The sequence below is a fragment of the Paenibacillus sp. NAIST15-1 genome (assembly GCF_001894745.1).
In the GTDB taxonomy this organism is placed as follows: Bacteria; Bacillota; Bacilli; order Paenibacillales; family Paenibacillaceae; genus Paenibacillus_B; species Paenibacillus_B suaedae.
In genome coordinates, this window is sequence record NZ_BBYF01000026.1 from 51,173 (window position 1) to 70,116 (window position 18,944).

The 18,944-nt window shown below is 41.3% G+C and carries 20 protein-coding genes and 1 pseudogene; 20 read left to right on the forward strand and 1 reads right to left on the reverse strand.

The window, feature by feature from the left end; translation table 11 throughout:
- The first annotated feature begins 247 nt into the window (after positions 1–247).
- The 12 genes and pseudogenes from PBN151_RS29015 (at position 248) to PBN151_RS29070 (ending at position 11,596) form a co-directional block, all read left to right on the forward strand.
- A complete protein-coding gene (locus PBN151_RS29015) occupies positions 248–943 on the forward strand; it encodes a hypothetical protein (RefSeq protein ID WP_072732080.1) in 696 nt (231 codons plus the stop codon).
- A gap of 370 nt (positions 944–1,313) precedes the next feature.
- Complete coding sequence (locus PBN151_RS29020; RefSeq protein ID WP_072732103.1) at positions 1,314–1,934, forward strand: PspA/IM30 family protein; 621 nt, start codon at positions 1,314–1,316, stop codon at positions 1,932–1,934.
- A gap of 60 nt (positions 1,935–1,994) precedes the next feature.
- Positions 1,995–3,029, forward strand: coding sequence for a TFIIB-type zinc ribbon-containing protein (locus tag PBN151_RS29025; RefSeq protein WP_072732081.1), 1,035 nt, complete (start codon positions 1,995–1,997; stop codon positions 3,027–3,029).
- Complete coding sequence (locus tag PBN151_RS29030) at positions 3,029–4,504, forward strand: TPM domain-containing protein (protein ID WP_072732082.1); 1,476 nt, start codon at positions 3,029–3,031, stop codon at positions 4,502–4,504. The genes PBN151_RS29025 and PBN151_RS29030 overlap by 1 nt, the downstream gene beginning before the upstream one ends.
- Before the next feature lie 21 nt (positions 4,505–4,525).
- Positions 4,526–5,530 carry an SPFH domain-containing protein gene (locus PBN151_RS29035; protein WP_072732083.1) on the forward strand — a complete coding sequence of 335 codons (1,005 nt, stop codon included), beginning with the start codon at positions 4,526–4,528 and terminating at the stop codon, positions 5,528–5,530.
- A gap of 105 nt (positions 5,531–5,635) precedes the next feature.
- Positions 5,636–6,025: a VOC family protein gene (locus tag PBN151_RS29040; RefSeq protein WP_072732084.1), complete on the forward strand. Its 390-nt coding sequence runs from the start codon at positions 5,636–5,638 to the stop codon at positions 6,023–6,025.
- A 29-nt stretch (positions 6,026–6,054) separates the two neighbouring features.
- Positions 6,055–6,600: a nucleotidyltransferase family protein gene (locus tag PBN151_RS29045; protein WP_072732085.1), complete on the forward strand. Its 546-nt coding sequence runs from the start codon at positions 6,055–6,057 to the stop codon at positions 6,598–6,600.
- A 278-nt stretch (positions 6,601–6,878) separates the two neighbouring features.
- Entirely contained in the window at positions 6,879–7,205 is a 327-nt protein-coding gene (locus tag PBN151_RS29050; RefSeq protein WP_072732104.1) for a hypothetical protein, read from the forward strand.
- A 175-nt stretch (positions 7,206–7,380) separates the two neighbouring features.
- The gene (locus PBN151_RS29055; RefSeq protein WP_072732086.1) at positions 7,381–8,151 is read left to right on the forward strand and encodes a nucleotidyltransferase domain-containing protein; all 771 of its coding nucleotides are present in this window, start codon (positions 7,381–7,383) and stop codon (positions 8,149–8,151) included.
- Between the two features lie 624 nt (positions 8,152–8,775).
- A complete protein-coding gene (locus PBN151_RS29060) occupies positions 8,776–9,582 on the forward strand; it encodes a stalk domain-containing protein (protein ID WP_072732105.1) in 807 nt (268 codons plus the stop codon).
- 200 nt (positions 9,583–9,782) lie between these two features.
- A pseudogene (locus PBN151_RS29065) lies at positions 9,783–9,941 on the forward strand (ATP-binding protein); the annotation flags it as partial.
- Positions 9,942–10,294: 353 nt separating this feature from the next.
- Positions 10,295–11,596, forward strand: coding sequence for an ABC transporter substrate-binding protein (locus tag PBN151_RS29070; protein WP_072732087.1), 1,302 nt, complete (start codon positions 10,295–10,297; stop codon positions 11,594–11,596).
- Between the two features lie 379 nt (positions 11,597–11,975).
- On the opposite strand, the gene PBN151_RS29075 is transcribed toward PBN151_RS29070, so the two are convergent.
- Entirely contained in the window at positions 11,976–12,542 is a 567-nt protein-coding gene (locus PBN151_RS29075) for a GNAT family N-acetyltransferase (protein ID WP_083545382.1), read from the reverse strand.
- 370 nt (positions 12,543–12,912) lie between these two features.
- Here PBN151_RS29075 and PBN151_RS29085 point away from each other — a divergent pair, with 370 nt between their 5' ends.
- The 8 genes from PBN151_RS29085 to PBN151_RS29120 all read left to right on the forward strand — a co-directional run bounded on the left by PBN151_RS29085 (position 12,913) and on the right by PBN151_RS29120 (position 18,887).
- On the forward strand, positions 12,913–13,491 hold the full coding sequence (locus PBN151_RS29085) for an RNA polymerase sigma factor (protein ID WP_083545383.1): 579 nt from the start codon (positions 12,913–12,915) through the stop codon (positions 13,489–13,491).
- Positions 13,463–14,344 (forward strand): hypothetical protein, encoded by an 882-nt coding sequence (locus tag PBN151_RS29090; RefSeq protein ID WP_227775195.1) that lies wholly within the window; start codon positions 13,463–13,465, stop codon positions 14,342–14,344. The genes PBN151_RS29085 and PBN151_RS29090 overlap by 29 nt, the downstream gene beginning before the upstream one ends.
- Positions 14,316–15,188, forward strand: a complete 873-nt coding sequence (locus PBN151_RS29095) for an ABC transporter ATP-binding protein (protein WP_072732091.1) — start codon at positions 14,316–14,318, stop codon at positions 15,186–15,188. Before PBN151_RS29090 ends, PBN151_RS29095 begins: the two co-directional genes overlap by 29 nt.
- Entirely contained in the window at positions 15,185–16,312 is a 1,128-nt protein-coding gene (locus PBN151_RS29100; RefSeq protein ID WP_072732092.1) for an ABC transporter permease, read from the forward strand. Before PBN151_RS29095 ends, PBN151_RS29100 begins: the two co-directional genes overlap by 4 nt.
- A 77-nt stretch (positions 16,313–16,389) precedes the next feature.
- The gene (locus PBN151_RS29105) at positions 16,390–17,145 is read left to right on the forward strand and encodes a tetratricopeptide repeat protein (protein WP_072732093.1); all 756 of its coding nucleotides are present in this window, start codon (positions 16,390–16,392) and stop codon (positions 17,143–17,145) included.
- A 27-nt stretch (positions 17,146–17,172) separates the two neighbouring features.
- Positions 17,173–17,424, forward strand: coding sequence for an IS3 family transposase (locus tag PBN151_RS32190; RefSeq protein ID WP_083545384.1), 252 nt, complete (start codon positions 17,173–17,175; stop codon positions 17,422–17,424).
- Positions 17,425–17,428: 4 nt separating this feature from the next.
- Complete coding sequence (locus PBN151_RS29115) at positions 17,429–18,361, forward strand: DUF1266 domain-containing protein (protein ID WP_072732094.1); 933 nt, start codon at positions 17,429–17,431, stop codon at positions 18,359–18,361.
- Positions 18,362–18,629: 268 nt separating this feature from the next.
- Positions 18,630–18,887: a hypothetical protein gene (locus tag PBN151_RS29120; protein ID WP_072732095.1), complete on the forward strand. Its 258-nt coding sequence runs from the start codon at positions 18,630–18,632 to the stop codon at positions 18,885–18,887.
- Positions 18,888–18,944 lie beyond the last annotated feature (57 nt).

The following is an 18,944-nucleotide window of genomic DNA, read 5'->3' on the forward strand; positions in this document are numbered from 1 at the left end:
TATTAGATAGGAAGCAGATCCTATATGCTGGCGTGTATTTTTTGTTTGTTATTTTCGATTCGTTTGTAGGGAAATGATAGATTAAAAACTAAAATATTTCCCAAAAAATACATGGCAATCTTTAATTATGCAAGAGATAATAGTATACATGTCGCTGTATTTCCGTGCGTTCAGTACCGTGCCAAGTGAAAAAAACGAATTTGAAATTGTTTTATGAAAAAACTTATCAATAATTGGGGTGTGTCAGATGAAAAAGAGTGTTATCATATCGGCTTTTGTGGGTGTATTCATTATAGGGACAGCAAGTGGATTTGCAGCTTCGAACTACAAAGAAGTAAAAGCTCTATTGTATCCCTCTGTGAAGGTAGATCTAAATGGACAAGAAGTCAGTAATGTAAAGGCACTGATGCATGAGGGAACTTTATATTTACCAGTGAAGTCGATGACGGATTATTTCGGGCTTACTTCCAAATTAGAATTTAATAAGAAGGATAATAAGATTACAATTGGTGGGCCGAAATATCTTAATCTGTTCAATAGAGAATCCAATAATTTTTATCAGGTTATGGTGAACGGAAACTGGGGTGCAACATATCAAACCAACGAACGAAAAATGGTAAGCAATTATTACATGGGTGTTGATATTTTTCTGCAGACAATAGATAATTCGAACTTAGAACAATATACGAAGGCATTTCAACAAAAACTTAGTAGTATAGGTTATACCGTCTCTAATGAAACAAATCGAAAGATTGCTGGTGAGAATGCAAAAGTATTGGATTATAAAACGGATGGATCGATAGGGAAAATAGCGATCCTTCAAAAGGATGATGATTTCGTAACGATCATGTTCTTCGTTGATATAACTCGTTATAAAAAAGAGGATATGAAAGAGTTCGATAACATTGTAAAGAGCTTTACTATCCAACAAGCAAATCGGTAGGTAAAAGGATATATGGGACTCGGGACTCTAGCTAAATAGTAACCAGCGAAGAATACATAAAAGATATAAAGACCAAGTTTAGCTTATAAACTTGGTCTTTTTTTGTGAACTTATCAGTCGTATTTCCGCTCGAAATCGAACACGATATTGCCGGAAAAAATCGTACAACATTACGCTTCCAGGGCGTTCATGGATTTTGCTATACCATCGCTGAAGTTAAAAATGGTTAGGGTATGCCGCCTTACACACATGTCGCAAGGAATCGATCCGTAGTTCAAAATGTCGAATTTCCCCATCCTTTTTACCTATATTTGCTGTATGATTAACGTATAGATTGGAGATGAAAATTCTTCTAATGGAGGGAAGCATTATCGAAATCTTATCGAGAGTCAAGGAACTCATGTCCATCAACATCAATAGTCTATTTCAGAAGGCTGAAGATCCTGAGAAAACCATTGATGATTACATGCGGAAGTTGAACGATGATCTCGGCAAGGTGAAGGCTGAGACGGCTTCCGTTGTTGCAGCAGAGCAGCGAGCCAAACGAGCATTGGACGAATGCACAGCAGAAATCGCAAAACTGCAGCGATATGCAGAGAAATCAGCGGCAGATGGGAATGAAGCAGGAGCACGTGCTTTTTTAGAGAAAAAGGCAGTTCATTCGGAAAAGTTGCAGCAGTTGCAAACGGCTTATGATATGGCAGCTTCAACTGCTTCTCAAATGAAGCAGCTGCAGGACAAGCTGGTCTCTGATATCGGCGAGCTGGAGGCGCGGCGTGCAGCACTTAAGGGGAAGCTTGCAGCGGCCCAGGCGCAGGAACGATTACATGCAAGCAACTCTATACATGGAGATAAGGCTTCGGCATTCGATGCGATGGAAGACAAGGTGAACCGTGCTTACGACGAAGCGATGGCGCTTGCTGAACTTCGAGGTGAGAAGAAAGACGATTTGGACGAACTGATCGAGCAGTTGAAGAAGAAAAAGAATTGAATCTCGATTCATAGGCACTACATATAAATAGATACTTTCTATGCTCTAGGGGTGAATAGGTTGCCGGTTATTGAATATAAATGCCCGAACTGCGGTAGCGGGATGGAGTATGACACATACACGGAGATGTTAACCTGTCATAGCTGTGGAAGAGAAGACAATGTTCAGGACATGCAGGATCCGATGACCAAATACGTGTTCACAGAGGAAGATGCTGCGGAGGAATATCACTGCCATAGCTGTGGCGCTGTCATTATCACAGAAGCAGAGACGAGCGCAACGAGCTGCAGCTTTTGTGGATCTGCCGTTGTGTTAGGAGATCGATTGACGGGAAATTTGGCGCCGGTGAAGATTATTCCTTTTGCCATTAGCAAGGAAGAAGCAGTGATGAAGTTCAAAAAATGGTGTGGAAAGGGACTCATTACTCCGAAAAGGTTCATGTCAGCGAATCGAATTAAGGGAATGACGGGGATGTATGTCCCATTCTGGCTCTATGATTTGCAGAATGAAATTGAGGTTCATGGCAGCGCCACGAAGGTCAGCAAATACCGCTCAGGCGATTACGATTATACGGAAACAGCACACTATGATTTCTATCGCGAGATTTGCCTGGACTATATAAAAGTTCCGGTGGATGCTTCGGCAAAGATGACAGATGAACTTATGGATAAGCTTGAACCTTTTCCCTATGAAAAGCTTGAGAACTTTAAGACGCCATACTTAGCAGGTTATGTTGCTGAAACGTATAGTTATAACGAGGAAGAGCTGCTGCCGCGGGTAAAGGAAAAAATAAAAGAGTATATTTTTGAATTCATAGATTCAACCGTAACGGAATATACGTCAGCGAAGTATGATAATGTTCATATTCACACGGAGACGCAGCGAGCTGACTATGTTCTGCTTCCGGTCTGGGTACTGCATTATGACTATAATAAACTGGAATATACGTTTGCGATGAATGGACAGACGGGCAAGGTGGTCGGCAAGCCTCCGATCAGCAAGTCGAAGGTGTTCGCATGGTTTGCGGGATTATCGGCGATATTCTTCCTCGTATTTCAGCTTGTGTCCTATTTGTATATAGGAGGGAAATTCTGATGAGAAGGCATCGCGTTATCGCTGTCGTCCTGCTGTTCGCAGCATTGCTGCTCGTCATCCCCATGGAGATGATCACGGGAAGTGTCAGTGCGGCTGCCAAGAATAACAAGCAGTTAATTGATGATTCCGTGGGTGTACTCAGTAAGAAGGAAGTAAAAGAATTGAACGAGTTGGCTAATCGGTATGGATCGGAAATAGGGATCAATATCATCGGGATTGTAACAGATAAAGATCAAGGGACTTGGGAAGTGCTGCAGGATTTATATGCGAAGAATAACTCCAATGAAGATTTTTCTGTCAGTAATGCAGCTGTGCTGATTCTGAATACGAATCACGAGAAAATCTACATAAATGTATTTCAAAAGGCGGCAGATCATTTGGACGATGAACGGCTAAGCAGCATAACCGATTTTGTCGCTGATGAATACGGGGAAGGCCGTTATAAGGCTGCTTTTCAAAGGTATATTGAGTCCGTCTATCAGTATGTAACAGCGGGATCGCAAGCAGTTGACTCGGGTAAGAACAGTACCGTTAGCAGTATGATCAGCAGCACGAACGATGGGACTACGTTTACGAGTACGACAACCACGACAAGCAGTAGTACATCAGGCACAACCAGCAGCACTTTTACGAGCACCACCACCAGCACTACGAACGGGACTAGCTACACCAGCTCAAGCAGCGGTGAGAGTTCAAATGGTGCAATAAATAGCTCTAATCCAAGTATGTTCAAAAAATGGAGCAACGAGAGCAATAAAAAAGGAAATCAGCTGATTTTCGATGAGGCAAAGCTGCTGACTGGGCGAGAATACGAAGAGCTTCTAGAACTGGCAAAGCAGTACAGTGAAGAGCGAAAAACGGACATGATTATTTATACGACCAATGATCCATTGGCTTATGACGTAAAGAGAATGACTCAAGACTTCTATGATGAATATGGCCCTGGTTATAAAATGCGTCATGGCAACGCTATCATTTTAATGGTAGACATGACACATAGAGAGATGTATCTTTCTGGATTCTATAAGGCGAAAGTATATTTCGACGATGATAGATTGGATCAAATCAGAGATAAGATTGCCCCGTATTTAGCGGATAAGGAATACAAGGATGGATTTTTAACCTATCTGAAGACGGTTCATAAATACATGGGCTACCGCCCAGGAGTGAATCCTGACAATCTCTTATTGAATATATGGGTTCAACTAGGTGCGGCTTTAGTCATGGGAGGCGGAATCGTTACGCTGCTCGTATATCGTTCCGGCGGACGGGTTACCGTAGATGCTCAGACGTATGAAGATCCGAACTCAGCAGGTTTGGTTGATTATTCGGATCAATATATCCGTACCTGTACAACAAGAACGAGAAGATATAGCAGCAGCTCCAGCTCCAGTTCAAGCGGTGGTGGAGGCAGTGGAGGCGGAGGAACGACTTCGGGTGGTCATTCGCATAGCGGCAGCAGAGGATCATTTTAGGGGAGAGACGGGGGTTAGCATATGTTTTTTAAGAATCAATTTGCAAATGTGGTGGAATGGGAAGAGTTCCGCGATGATATGATCTTTTGGAAATGGAGCAATCGAGAGATCAAAAAAGGAAGCAAGCTGATTATCCGCGCGGGTCAAGATGCGATCTTCATCAATAATGGCAAAATCGAAGGGATCTTTCAGGACGATGGCGAGTACAGCATTGATTCCGAAATCATTCCGTTCCTTTCTACACTCAAAGGATTTAAGTTCGGCTTCAACAGCGGAATGCGGGTAGAGGTGCTATTCGTCAATACGAAGGAGTTCATGGTCAGATGGGGAACGCGAAATCCAATCCTGATTCCTCACCCGAAACTCCCAGGCGGCATGCCAATTCGTGCGAACGGCACGTTCAACTTTAAGGTGAATGATTATGTTACCCTGATTGATAAGATTGCTGGCGTGAAAGAAAGCTATCTCGTGGAGGATGTGAAGCTGCGGATTACGTCCATTTTGGATCAACTGTTAATGAAATGGATTTCTAGAGAAGGCAAGGACTTGTTTGATTTGCAGGCAAATGCCTTTGATATCTCAAGAGGCATGAAGGAAGATCTCGATATGGAAGTCATGAATCAGGGGATGACCATCACTGGCTTCCAGGTCATGAGCTTCAATTACCCAGAAGAAATCCAAGACATGATCACGAAGACGGCATCCTATGAGATGATTGGCGATATGCAGAAGTATCAGCAAGTTGCGATGACGGACGGGATCGCTTCCGGTGATGTAAGCGGCGGGGGAATGGCCTCTGACATGGCAGGCATGATGATGGGAATGAACATGGCGAATGAGATGGTGAAAAATATGAATCAAGTCCAGAAGCCGGCAACAGGCGAATCGGCAGCATCATCCGATGCTAGTGCTTCCATTACTTCTGCTTCTACGGAAGGCAATCAGAAGCCGAACTTCTGTCCGAACTGTGGAGCGAAGAATGAAGGCTCTAATTTCTGTCCGAATTGCGGCCACAAGCTGGGGTAACGTCAACCATAATAGATTGTAGAAGTGATAGATAGGTTGTTACTAAATAGGGACATGACATTGAAACGATAGATAATATACAAAAGTTAAAAGGAGATGAATGGAATGACAACAACATCTGCATCATTTGCTTGCTGCCTTCAAATGTTTCCGACACCAGATTTGCATCGTACAGCTGAGTACTATGAGAATCTAGGATACCGTTCGGTCTATTATTTAGAATCTGCTGAACCGCATGTATGCTTGTACCGAGATGCAATGGAAATTGTGTTGACGAAGGGTAATCCAGAGAACTTCAAACCGAATCGATTGCTCCATGGATATGGGTACGACGGATACTTTATTACGACAGATCAGCAGGGAATGCTGGAGGAATTGACCGCGAGAGGCGTCAAGATTGTGCGTCCACTCACGACAACTGACTATAACAATCGAGAATTCGTATTCGAGGATGTAGACGGAAGATGGATCGCGGTCGGAATGAAGCAATCATAGTTTCCAATGGAAATGAGGGTTAACAAAAAATGCTAGAGCAACAGCTGAAACAATATTTGCGTGAGCATGAAGCGTTCATGCGTGATTTGCGTATCGTTCAGGAGCTACAACTGCCGCAATGCTATATTGCGGCGGGATACATCCGCAACTATGTATGGGACAAGCTCCATGGGTTCGATAATCGCAGCAGACATAGTGATATTGATGTTGTGTATTTTGATCGCGATGATGTATCCGAGGAACGGGATCTTCGCTTGGAGCGGGCGCTGATTCAGCAGACGGGAAATGAGAAATGGTCGGTCAAAAATCAAGCAAGAATGCACACTCATAATGGAGTAGAACCCTATACATCAACATGGGACGCACTGTATCACTGGCCAGAAACGGCGACGGCTGTCGGTGCTCGTCTGGACGAACACGATCAATTGGATATTTGTGCACCGTATGGACTGGAAGATTTATTTCAGCTCGTCGTGAGAAGATGTCCGCAGTTTCCGAATCACAGCTATTATGTTGAGCGTGTTAAGCGTAAGAATTGGAAGGATCAGTGGACGCTTCTTACGATCATAGAATAAATGATTGAATATGGAATTTGTGGTTGAACACGACCGTGTTAATTGTAGTATCGTATATAGAGGATAGTTAGTTCATTATATGAGCTACTTTCCTCTATTTTTTGTTCAATAGAAATCTTAACAATAGCATTAACACTTTGTATAAATTATTTAATATATTGAGGAGAAAGGCTTTCGTTAGGGGGGTGTTGTGAGAGTACAAGAAGTAATTCTTAATGATAATAAAAAGAGATATAACGAAAATATCAGTAGTATCAAATAGAGATGGGAGCTTAAAGATGGCGAATAGAATTGTTGGAGACTTGGAAAATAAACTAATCATCTACGGGTACAGGAAGCCTCTGCGTTCGCATACTTATTTACCTTTTCTTCCTGAGGCAATAGTTGATGAATTTATAGATGCTACAGTGGTACGAGAGCACGCCAGTAAAGAACAAGAGATTTATCAAATTTATTACTGGTTTGAAGGGGATGGAGAATTCATTTTTCGAATAATTGTCTCGTATCTCGAGGATTCAATCACCATCCTTGCAGATGATGCTAATATCGCGGTGCGTGCTTATAAGGCTCTTTGCGAAAGTTTGGCACGATGGAAGTTACATTGAAGCTAATGGGTAATGATAGTAAAGTTGAGCAAACAACCGCAGCGGTCAGCTTTGTCGTTGAAGTAACTGGCAGGATAGTTGAATGATTTTGCGAATAACTTAAGTCATGACGAATTTACGAAGTTCGCAAAAAAGACGTTAGCCGAAAGAAGTTCTTAGTTTAGGAGGAGTCTATATGATATTAGAAAAAGTTATAAATAGAATTGTAATACAAAGTGAATATAAGGATTTTGTTGATAAGTATATAGATAATATACTTACCGAATTTAAAGGTAAGATTCATAGCATTTATATGTGTGGCTCGATTCCAAAAGGAACTGCTAAACCTTTCAAGTCAGATGCAGACTTTACTATTGTATGTGTAAATCCCAAAGATATTGATTACGAAAGATTGTCAAATATTAAAGACAGGCTTTTGGAAGAATATCCAGTAGTAACTAAGATTGATACGATAATTTGCTCGATTGAAGATGTATTAAGTAAACCAAATGAGTGGGGTTTTTGGGTAAAGATAATTTGTGTTTGCATATATGGTCATGACGTTGGTGAAAAAGTACCACCGATAATTATTTCTCCAGAATTCATTTTAGACTTAAATACAGAGACCAAGGAGGAAGTAGATCGTATACATAGTTTACTTTCTAATGCTAGTGATAACACAATGAAAATTAGATATATTAAAGGTTACTCTAAGAGATTAATTCGTGCATTATACTCTTTGGTTTTAGAAGATACAGGTTTATGGCAAGATGACATTATTAAGATGAAGAATGCCATATTAAACTATTGTGAGATTGACTCCGCTTTAGTTGATTATCTGTATGCTTGTTACTTGGATAGTAATAATGTACTTGTTGAAGAGTTTCTGGGAATTGCAGATGAAGTATATAGCTATTTTGAGAACGCGTTAAATGCAATGGCTGCTTCCAGAACTTCCTTCGACTAACACCATATTGACGTTTCGGGTCACTCTGAGAAGCGAGTGACCACATCCAGCCCCCTAAGCCCGTCGGGACGTCACTGCATTAGGTGTTCGGCAAGCCTCACAACTATAAGCAGCGACTCTAATTAAAACATAAGACTATTGAGCTAACGGGCAGGTTAGTACAGATATGGTTTTCCTTTTAATTCAAATAATTGACTTTAAATAGTTATTACCGTAGAATGAGGAAAATTACATATTAATGCTTTAATGGAGAAAGTATATCAATTCCTTCTTACAGGGAGGAAACGCCCGAGATTGAGAGCGCTTCTAGGGAAAAGGGTTAAATGAAGTTCGCTCCGGAGCAGTCCTTTGAAACCTTTCTAGCTAAGCAGAGGTGTACCGGTTTAACCGTTATTCATTATAGTGTGAACTTTTAAATAATTTTAAAGGTTCTAATATAGGGTGGTACCGCGGCTCCTCGTCCCTTTGGAAGAGGGGCTTTTTGTATTCAATGAAGTTATATTCTGCAACATTATCCATTAGATTGCGTTTATCTAACTGAAGGGGAGCGTATCGCAAAGAATTTTCGAAGACAAGAATTGAGCGAGGGTCAAGAATATGATAGAAACGTGGAAGGAAACATCTATGAAAAAAACAATAATCGCACTAACACTTTCTTTTGTGTGTACCTTACTAATCGGTAATCCAACGATAAGCTTCGCCAATAATTTTTCGAATACGGTTGACAATGGAAAAGTTGAAAATGGACGAGTACTGATTCCATTACGTGCTGTTTCAGAAAGATTCAATTCAGAAGTGATCTGGAATCAGGCAAAAAAAAGCATTACGATTATTCGTGGCAATCGAGAGCTATTGCTGTATGTTAATTCTCACACTGCTTTATTAAATAACGCTGCTTTCAAGCTTGATGTGCCAGCAAAAATTGATAATGGAACAACTTATGTACCAGCACGTGTTTTTGCTGAAGCCTTTGGCGGAACAGCGCTGTGGTCCGAACAAGAACGAAAAGCAACCATTACGATCGGACAGCAACAGGTCTTTATCCGTACAGAGCCACTCAAGTCTTGGAGAATGAGTCAGGAGAGAATAGACGTGCTTAATACAAAGATAAATGAAGCCACCGATCTCTCAAGCTATTCGCAAATTCGAACCTATTTCAGACCTTATTTCACGGACGCATTTATAAACAAGATTATTTACAGTAATGGCATTAAAAATAACGCTATACTAACAAAAAAGGCCGATATTACCTACGACAGCACCACAGCGGCGAGAATGCACCAATCTGCTTACCTTGAAAGTGGTCCTATCAATCTCGAGCTCGTTGATCGTTATGTATTCTATAAATTTGTTGATAACCAATGGAAGGTAGACGATGTGAATGTGGGCAGACAAATAATTGAGCCATTATACGGATTAGCAGTCCATTAAGAGGCTATTTCGAGTCAGAGGACAAAAATATACTAACATTTTGAAGCCGCTAATTATGCGGCTTTTTATTTTTATTCCCGACTGATTACAAGAACTTTGTTACATTCCCGATATTATGATTTTAAGTGAGTTATGGCGACTGTACGAAGCTGATAAACGTATCAAGGGCTTTTGTTCAAGTACATTGAAAGCCTAGCAGTTTTACCGGGGATCAGGCGCGTACTTATCGTGAGGGAGGCACGGGTCTCGGTCTGTTCATCGCGAAAAATATCGTGACTCAGCATCAAGGTACGATTACGGCCCAAAGCAGTTCGATTCGCACGCTTTTTGAAATCCGGTTTTCGAAGCTGGACCTTTAAGGAAAATTTAAACTTAACCCTACTTCTTATTTTATATTTCTGCCCTATTCTTAATGAATGAATGGGAGGAGGAACCAATGAATGAAGAAGTGGGTTTTTGGTACGGCTTCATTATGACGAGAACGATAAAAAAATGGATCCAAAAGGATGCTTTAGCGGCATTGATGTTTCTCGCCTAAAATCCGAAACAAGTCCAGTGAAGCGAATGGCAAGGAAACAATGATTCAATCGGATAATCTCTATGAGGAAGACCTGATTATTCTAGAAAGCAGTGAGCCTTTACAAGACGGAAACCGTGTTCATTTGCAATAGTTATACATATATGTGATGAAAATTCAGGAGGAATTCATTCAATGAAAAAGTGTTTTTGTATCCTATTTATTGGTATTTTAACATTGTCAATGACCGCATGCGGTTCTGGAGGCAGCAATGAATCGGCAAGTACGGAGAAACCGGAAATAAAAGAAGGGAAAACAATCGTTACTTTGGCGTTGCAGCTATGGCCTACACAATCGAGCACATTTTATAAGACGATAGAAAAAAAGGTTGAAGAAAAGTATCCGGACATCGATCTGCAACTTCAGATTTCAGATGATTTTGAAAAATACCAAAAAACGACGAATGCAGCGCTACTATCGGGCAAAGGTCCGGATATTTTCGAAATCAGCAATTTGCCTATCGAAGATTATGTGAACAAAAAGCTTGTCCTGAACATGGATGAGCTCATCGAGCAAGACAAAACGGTGAATAAAAGCGATTTGCAAATGAACATTTTGGATGCGGTAAAGCTGAACGGCGGTTCTTATGCCATGCCCTTAGGGTTCACCCTGCGGACGTTCGTAGGGGATGGGGACATTCTTAAGAACGCGAATGTTGACGATAAGAATTGGACATGGAAGGAGTTCGAAGAGATTTCGAAAAAACTGGGAGATAGCGGCTCGGAACGCCGCTACGCTTTAGCGAATGACCCCCCGGAGCTAATCCTTCAAGAGCTGATTGTCGATAAATACACGGAATTCGTTGATCCTACAGCGAAAAAAGCCAAATTCGACTCGCCCTTATTTCTGGAAACGATGCAACAAATCAAAAAAATGTTTGATGATAAAGTAATGACTTCGGAACCAGCGGATATAGGCAAGCAAATGTTTTATTCTACTGTTTTGCAATCGCCGGCAGAATTAATCAATGGCCCTCATCTTCTCTTCTCCGATCCGAAGTTGCTGCAAAAACCTGAACAAAAAGGCGGAACGAGGATCGTTGTAGCATCCCGGTTCGCAATAAATGCCAAATCTCCGGTTAAAGAGGAGGCTTGGAAGGTTATTGCTTACTTGTTATCCGAAGAAGGGCAATCGCTACAAGAGAGAGAAGGGTTTTCACTGCTTAAATCCGTGAATGAGAAGCAGTTGAACGACATTCAAGAACAAGTTAAAAGTGGGACGTACAAGCTTCCAGACGGGAAAGCGCCTAAGGTGTCGGACGAAGAGTTCACTCAGTTCAAACAATTCATTAATACAGCGGATAACTATTCGGATGCGGACGGTCGTGTGATTTCCATTATCGGAGATGAGGTCAGATCATTCTTTAGCGGACAAAAGTCTGCGGAAGAAGTAGCCAAGCTGATCCAGAACAAGGTGACAACTTTATTAAACGAATAACATAAGTTCAGTTCTGAACAATTTTGTTAATTAACCGAAGAAGAGAATCCCCTTGAACAGGAAACTGAACTGTGACCCTTAACGTCAATGTCATTACTCTATTAACTTAATGACATTGACTTGACGGGGTACAGTTCAGTCCTAGTCCGCCGATGCTTCTTATTACGGGGTCAGTCTAAAACTTATTTTACAGAGGCTGCCGATTTTGCAATTCAAAAGCCGCATAGGATCAACAACCTCGGTACAATAGTATATTTTCCCGTGACAATTACGGTGCTGGTTTATTGAACTAACCGTGCCTGTTAGTTTCATGAATACAGTTATAGAAGATCATGAACAGAGTAAAAATACTCTCATCATGAGTGATTTGTCTACTTCATTACAACTCGGTAATCGGGATGAACGGTTCGGGCTTGTTTGTGTGATCGCCTATCATTTTCTCCATCCAGATCATATCGTACCACTGATCAAATTTGTAAGCGCATTTGGTGAAATGAGCTACCTTCTTATAGCCTAGATGGCTGTGGAATTTCTCGCTGCCGTTGTCCAAAAATTCATTCGGCTCACATGGATAAGAGATACATGCGTTCACGTTAATAACATTCTGCCGCGTCAAGGCGTCCTCCAAAGCATAATACAGCTTCTTGCCTAGTCCAGCTCCGCGACAATCCTGCCGTAGATACACGCTTGTTTCAACTGACCAGTCATACGCAGCACGGCCTTTAAAGACAGATGCATATGCATATCCGCAGATTCTCTCGTTTTGAATGATTACTAGATAGGGGTATCTTTGCAGCGTTTGCCGAATTCGATTTGCAAATTCTTGGACAGTTGGTACGGTATACTCGAACGTGATAGCCGTATCGGTGACATAGGGAGCGTAGATGTGTAACAGCTCCTGCGCATCAGCTTCTTCTGCCATGCGAATGTAAATATCTTGGTTCATAAACGCTCGCCTTTCTATTAATGTTGTCGTAGTCTATGTGTTCATGATTTTAGCATATTTATCAGCATCGTACATCATTTTCACTGCTCTTGATTGGTTTACAATGCTAGGAGACTGCACAGAGTGAAGACATGTGGGAGCTAGGAGCAGCTTGTGCAGATGCAGCAGTAGGAGGTTGCAAGGACGTTGCCATCGAGCCACTGATGTATGCTCTGTCCGGCACACTGAAATACTGGAGAATTATTAGATACGATGATTTTCGCCGATTCTCTATTAGGGAGTCGGTTTTTTTTTGTAATTTAAAATATTTTTACTGAACATCGTCTTTTTGATGATTCATATCGTTAATAGAGATGAGGGGGGGAGTACTGTGCTTTCCGATGAGGAGCTAATTACAGAAATACGAAGCGGCAGCCAAGCTGCAATGGAGATGCTGGTCAAGCGGCATTACGCGATGATCTTCTCATACATCTATCGCAAGATCGGGAACCATCATACTGCATATGATCTGACGCAAGAAGTATTCATCAAGATGATGCAATCGCTGCCCAGCTATCAGAGCCATGGCAAGTTCGAACATTGGCTGCTGAAAATTGCTGTTAATCACTGTCTAGACTACTACCGCAGCAAACAGTATCGTAACTCGCATGTCCAAGCTGAACTGGACGAGACGATTCCGGATGCTCATAGCAACGTATGGGACTTATTCCAGTTGCATGACCAGCAGGAACAAGCGAAGCAGGCTGTGCTCGCTCTGCCGGAACATCAGCGAGATGCTATCATTCTCAATTATTATCATGGGCTTAAGATACGAGAGATTGCGGATGTGACGGGAGCAAATGAATCGACCATTAAATCTCGTATTCGTTCGGGAATTTCAAGGCTGAAGAAAATGCTGCTAGGAGAGGAGGAATCGAGCGATGAGCAAGCGCAGAGAAAACAAGGGTAAGTCAGTTTGGGAGGAGGACATGGACAAAGCGGACGATCTTGATGCAGAGCTGTGGATGCTTGAATCGATATTGCAGCAATTCCGTGTGGAACTGCCGGAGGAACAGCGAATCAATACTACCATTGACGTACTGAGGCAATATGTCCCTGATATAAGCGAAAACTCGCGGGAAGTATCAATGATGGGCCATTGGCGGCGATGGATCAATCTGTGGACGATAGCCGCTGCTGATATTGGCATATTCAGCAAGCTGTATTGGATGAGTTGTCTTGTTTTGTTCGGGGCAGGGGTATGGATGAGTGTGACTGTACAGCAGATGCCTGCTATCGTGGTCATTCTTTTTTCACCGCTTCCGTTCGTGATTGGGTTATTAGAAGTGTTCAAGGGAAGGGAACAGGGGGTTCTGGAAATGGAGCTGGCCTGCAAAGTTTCTGCACAGGAGCTAATGCTATCGCGTCTGCTTTTTATCGTAATGAATAGTCTTATTTTGAACACCTGCTTATCTGGACTAGTATATTTTGTTCGTGGCGATGTTTCATTTTGGGGCCTAACGTGGACTTGGTTTACACCGTTTATCATCGTTGCTAGCTCTTCTCTATGGCTGGCTATGCGGATACGATGTACCGTCAGTTCGATGGTGACAATAAGCATATGGATGGCTGTCGGAATGATCCTGCTCACACGTCCGGACATGCTTATGCGCATGATGCATTTACATATACTCATTACGATTTTGGTTAATGCAGGTGCAGTGTATCTTCTATTCAGACAAGGGTGGAAGCTGCTGCGAAATCACACCTTTATTGCGGAAGGAAGCTTAAGCTATGGAGCTAACGATTCAGAATATTTCTAAACAATTCAAAGAGCTTGTTGCCGTCAATCAATTTACTGCTGAATTAAGCTGTGGTGTTTATGGCTTACTGGGCCCAAATGGAGCGGGAAAGACAACATTGCTGCGCATGCTTGCGGATATTCTGCGTCCAACTAGCGGCATAATTCGGTTGAATGGGCAGGATATACGAACGATGGAAGAGCGTTATCGGGATGTCCTTGGCTACTTGCCCCAGCAATTTGGATACTACAGGCAGTTCACTGGTCGACGATTTCTCATGTACATTGCGGCGTTAAAAGGGCTTGAAAAAAGGGCTGCAGCTACAAAAGTCGAGGAAGTTCTTCAACTGGTCGGTCTTGGTTATGAAGCAGACTCTAAAATAAAATCCTACTCCGGAGGTATGCGGCAGCGGCTCGGTATAGCGCAAGCATTATTGAATGATCCGAAGGTGCTCATCTTGGACGAGCCGACTGCCGGGCTTGATCCAACAGAACGAATTCGTTTCCGCAATATATTATCGGAAATGTCCGCAAATCGGATCATCCTATTATCAACTCATATTGTGTCGGATATCGAGTACGTTGCCAAAGATGTGCTGCTTATGAAACAAGGATACCTGCTCAAGCAAGATAGGCTCGTCTCTTTATTAAAAGAATTGAAGGAATCGGTATGGAAGGTCACAGTTGATGAAAATCAGCTCCCCGTCTTGAAACAGCGTTACAAGATAGTCAATATCCTTCGCCGTGACAGTGGGGTTGAGGTTCGTATCCTGTCTCCAGACAAGCCGCTGCTGACAGCTCAGCCAGTGACGGCAGGATTGGAAGACCTATATTTGCATTATTTTAATGAGGAGATTATGCAATGAGACAGTTACTGAGGTACGAGCTGTTGAAGATCGTATCGCGCAAGAGCGTATTTATTGTTAGTCTATTACTTGCAGCTATCTATACGGTGGTTATTGCATTTCATGCTGAATATTATCAAGATGGGTCAAAGGAATACCGCTCCTATGCGCGTGAGATTACAGCAAAAGATATTCAGCGGGTGAATGAAAGATACAAGAGGAGCAACTGGCATCAGCTGCCGATTCAAGAAAAAAGTATTATGGAGGATATCTCGGGAATGCCCAATATGCTGCATAAATACGAAGAGCAATTACTAGACATTGAAATTCGGCTCATGTTAAGTCAGCCTGACTCATACGAGTATAAAAAAACGAAATTAAAAGAAAAACTACTGTCGGAGCAAGGGCCGCCAACCGCTCAATTATACTATAATATGCCATGGGGCGAATTGATCTATATGGTCGATCAATTTGGTGTTGCCTTCATGGGAGCCATGCTTCTCATCGGACTTTCTCCCATCTATTCAACAGAATATGCAACTAGGATGGACAGCTTGCTCTTAAGCAGCAGACATGGGCGAAGCAAGCTTATTCATGCAAAATGCTTAGCAGCTATTCTGTACACCTTGTTGTGTGTCCTGGTATTTCAGCTGATCAATATGGGGGTAACGGCCTTGTTGTTTGGCAACTTGGATGGAGCCACCACACCTCTTAATAGTATGAGAAGGTATGGAGACACACGTCCTTTTGCAGAATATCCGTATTCATTCACCGTGATAGAGTACTATTTTATTCAATTAGGGGTGCAAACCATTGGCTGTGCAGCATTTGCGATTGCCGTGACGTTTATTTCCTCACTTAGCCGTTCATCGTTGGTCACGATGCTGCTGGCGGGGGGCGTACTCGGAATTCCCTACCTACTACTAGATGTGCGTAATATTCGTTATCCGATTATCGAATGGATGGTGACGTTCGGGTACAGTCAGTTTATCCGAGTTACTCATCTTTTCAATAGCTTCCGTACAGTTAATTTCTTTGGGGAGCCTATCCTATATCCGATAGCTGCATTAGCTGTTCTATTGACAGTTACGGCCGTTCTAGTATGGGGAACAACCTTGTTATTCCGCCGTCGGCAAGCATGTTAGTGGTGACAGAGGATGTTGGCTAGGTCTTGAGGGCTGTTGAACAAGGAAAATGATGATTATAAAGGGGAAAACATTCGTTGAGTGCCAATCAAAAAGCTATTGAATTAAATCCTTCATCTCATTTTCCTTACAATATTTTGGGGGAAATTTATGTTGAGAAGGAAATGTGGCAACAGGCCGCAGATGCCTTGAACCAATCTTTGATCATACACCCTTCAAATGAAGCTTATAACAATTTGGCTATTGCCAAATATCATCTTGGACAAATACAAGAAGCTTCAGACTTTTTCCTTCAATGTTCCCGAAATTCTGATTATGCAATGTACAGTCATGTTAAGTGCTTAATCGAGCTTGGGAGAAAAATAGAAGCGAAGAAGAAATTAGATGTATTTTCTGAAGATGATGATGATTTTGTCGGTGATGTAGAAGTTGCAGAGTTATATCTTGAATTAGGCTGTTTCAATGAGTCTATTTATTGGTTTGACAAAGGTTGGGGACAGTATTGGAAAACACCAGACTGGGTTAGTAGATTCGTATATGCTTTATGTAAAACCCAAAATGAAAATCGAGCTCGTGACATCTTGAATGAAGTAATTCAACAAAAAATTGAGGAAATAAAAGAAGCTCATGAAGATGATTGTGACGAAGATTGGACAGAAAGGGAGAAAGAAGAGCACATTAAGCAATTGCTTGATGAGAAAAAAGAATATGAGCATATGTTTGAGAAAATTTTATTAGGATTTATTCCCATGATGGAATTTAACACTTCAATGAGCTCGGGCTGTTACTTGTTCGGATGTAAACGACACAATCACCCAGAGTACAAAGAGTAAAAGTTGATTTGATGGGCTATCCATAAGATGATAGCCCCTTTTTTGTTGATTATTAGCAATCCTCATTTTGGGCGGGGACATTCGTCGAATCTTCACCATCTGGAATTGGAGCTATACGATTATGTCAACTGGTTTAATAAACATCGAATTTACGGAACGCTGGGATATCTGACGCCTGTTCCGTATCACCAAGAAGCCTTTAAAAAATCCTGTCTTAAATTTACTGTTGACAACCCAATATATATAATAAAGGAAAACAGGGTGTTTAAAAGGAGATGACGAATTGGTAACCAGTGTAATCAGCAAAGAGATATTTAAATTAGAGCGTAAAAGATTTTTTAAGAAACCTATCATTTTTATCGCCTACAATGACGGTTTCTATTTTCAAAATCCAAGAAGTAGCGAAAAAGTAAACTTCGAGAATATAATTAATATTTTCATCGCAGAGCCTTACAGATTATGCGAAAAAAGCTTTGTCATATTATATAAAAGTGCCGATGGAGAAGAATGGAGATTAGATTTAACAAAGTCTTTATTAGGCAGGGGTGTAGAAAAGCTTGAAAAATTGTTTGAACAAGAATGGAGGCCACTATTAAGCAATAAAGAAACAAGTGAGACAATTAAATGGTTTAATGCGGCATATGCTATTTTTGCTGTAGCAACTTGGAGGGATTTGGGGGTGTTTGGCGGAGTGGTTCCTACCGAAGGGGCTAAAGAAGAGCAATTTTCTATTTTAGCAGCAGATTGGGGAATTGAATCCGGAGAAGAAGCAGATGAAGTTATGGAATTATTATTTTCCGGCAAGACGAATGTACAGTACATAGAAGAATTAAAAAAATCCAAAGAAGTAGCAGACCCATTTAGATATGAATTGTGTCATGTTATAAAAGAAAAAATGGGCGATAAAGGGGTTTTGGCTTGGGATTTAGTTAGACTTATCCATGTAGCTTCCATGTGCTATATTGCAGGTATCTATACGAAAGAAGAAGCATTGGATCTATGTTTACAAGCTGCAGAAATACTGCAAAGAGTTTATTCGAGTTTTGATGAAATGGGGCAGAGCTACTTGCTTGGATATAGTTTTTGGTCTAAAGAGGACTTGAATGGAAAAACGAATGATGCAAGAGAACGCAAAGATATTCATGAAATGTTATTAAAATTAGAAAACGGCCCTTATAGCTTAGACTTTCATCTTCCATTGAAAAAAGACTGGTAATTATGAAAGGATTCGATTAGATGCAAAACAAAAATTCGTGGCCCATTTCCACGCCGGATCAGTAATACAGATAACCTTCAGCGGATTAATTCATGTACCAAAAGTTAAGTCGATGGTTAAATAAATGACTAAATCATAGGGAAATAATTATTTTGCGCAAAAACAGCCAGCGATTTCTTCGCTTTAAGTTGTAAAGCAGATAAATATTTGTCATTCAACTAACGGGTACTTTAGTATAACTATTGAGTATGTAAGGTGGACGGGGACAATGGATGATACATTTGTTTGGGGGATATTTGTAGCCGATAGTTCAAAGCCATTCCCTAATTTCTTTCCAGTTGGACTATTTACAACACGCGAATTAGCTATTAACCAAATTGAAGCCATGCCCAGAGATAATAATTATCAGTTACTTCGGATGCCGATAAATAAAGATTTTTCGTATTTCCATAAAAAGAGTGGAAAGATAGTTGGAATGGATGCTATTCATCACGAACATTTTCATTATAAAGACGAGTCAAATTAATCATTAAGCTCCCTCAAAATGATTAAGTTTCCTCACTCAGACTCATGAATTCGCAGG